The sequence below is a fragment of the Arenibacter lacus genome (assembly GCF_008711145.1).
Classification (GTDB): Bacteria; Bacteroidota; Bacteroidia; order Flavobacteriales; family Flavobacteriaceae; genus Arenibacter; species Arenibacter amylolyticus.
Window position 1 is genome coordinate 1 of sequence record NZ_VVIN01000140.1, and the last position, 2,074, is coordinate 2,074.

Annotated in this window: 1 protein-coding gene; it reads left to right on the forward strand. The window is 45.5% G+C overall.

The window, feature by feature from the left end; translation table 11 throughout:
* Nucleotides 1-2,074, forward strand: a 2,074-nt coding sequence (locus F1E73_RS16745) for a malectin domain-containing carbohydrate-binding protein (protein ID WP_150452626.1), incomplete at both ends; no start/stop codon positions are given.

Here is a 2,074-nt window from a genome sequence, read left to right on the forward strand (position 1 = left end):
AGATGTTACCAGTGGCTCACTGCCATTGACTGTCAATTTTACGAGTGAAGGAACTGTAGACCCCAATGGGGATACACCACTTTCTTATGCCTGGGATTTCCAGACGGACGGTACGGTGGATGCCACCACGGAAAATGCCTCTTTTACCTATACCGAGGCCGGTACCTATAATGTCCAACTACAGGTAGATGACGGTAATGGAGGGATAGGGGTTCATAACGTAACTATATATGCCGGTAACCACGCGGCAACTTTTGTCTTTAATTCGCCTCCGGATGGCGGTTTTGTTGGCTGGGGGGATGACATTACGATAGACCTAGTGGTCAATGACCAAGAGGACGGCAGTACTGGCTCGGGTATAGATTGTGCCGATGTATCCGTGGTACCTTCCTTAGGCCACCTTAACCACTTTCATGATGGGGCTACTGTAGACGGTTGCCCGCAGACTTTGACGCTGCAGTATGAGGGACATGACATTGATGGGGGAGCCGATCTATTCTATGTCTTAGGAGCCAACTATACCGATCAAGGGGGACTACAGGCTTTCGATCAGATCAAATTGCATCCCAAACGGAAGGAAGCGGAATATTATGATACGCAGAGTGGGGTGACGATTATTCCTAATACAGATCCTATTCTAGGTGGCGTAGAAGCCATTCGTGTAGATAACGATAGCTATATTTCGTTTACAGGTCGCAATCTTTTGAACATAGATGCCGTAAGGTATAGAGTGGCTTCTACAATGGCAGGTGGTACTATTGAAATGAGAACAGGGAGTAATACTGGGCCAATATTAGCTACCACTTCAGTACCAAATACTGGAAGCCTGAATAATTGGGTAAACATAGAATCTACCTTTACCGATCCCGTTGGTAAACAAAACCTCTACTTTGTTTTTAAAAATAGTTCGGCTACCCAAGATATTTTTGATGTGAACTATGTGGAATTTATAGGGGCAGGGGTGTCGGTGGACAATTCCCCGCCTTTAGTAAATCAGGTAAGTTCTTTAAGTGATACGGAGGTAAGTGTGGAATTCTCCGAATATATGGACCAGACCTCCGCTGAAAGCCTCTCCAACTATACGATGGATAACGGGATATCCGTATCGGGTGCATCATTATTGGAAGATGGGCGGACTGTTGTGCTCACTGTTTCTCCAATGAATTCCAATATAAGTTATAACCTATCCGTTAGCAACGCAATGAACGCAGCGGGACTTTCCGTCGTTACAGGTAGTTACCCATTTTCCGTCCTCGGCGCAATTCGCATTAATGCAGGGGGACCTCAGGTTATCCTTGGCTCCAATAGTTTTGAGGCAGACCAATATGCATCGGGGGGGAATACTTTTAGTGCTGTAATCCCTATTTCTGGTACCAATGATGATGAATTGTATCAAACCGAGCGCTATGGAGCCTTTACCTACGAGATTCCAGTTCCAGAAGCTGGGGAATATGATATACGATTACATTTTGCCGAACTTTATTTTGGTGTCGGGAGTCAACCAGGAGGTCCTGGATCAAGGGTGTTTAATGTAAACATTGAGGGAACCCAAGCTTTGACCAATTTTGATATTCTGGCCGAGACCAATCCGGCAACTGCTTTGATAAGGGAATTTAACAACATCTCGGTGACGGATGGCTTTGCAACCATCCAGTTGTTAAAAGTGGTAGAAAACCCTAAAATATCTGGAATCGAAGTGCTGGCAAGAACTGCCCCTGTTCCTGAACCTAAGGTAACAATTACCTCACCAAACAATGGGGCAATGGTAAATCTGCCCTTTCAGGTTCATTTTTCAGTAAAAGATTGGACCATACAGGAAGGGGGCACTCATATGCATTATTCGGTTGATGGACAAACGGCAACTCCCCATTACAACTACGGACCGATTACGATAGATAGCTTAAGTTTAGGGGACCATACCATACGCCTGGAGCTGTACGATGTAGGACATGTGCCCACAGGGGTGTTTCAGGAGATAACCGTTAATATTACTGATCAGGAAGTGTGTAATAGCACTACTTTCCCAGACGCTTGGGCCGTTCACCAATTAGAAACTCACTCGCATACCGCTGTT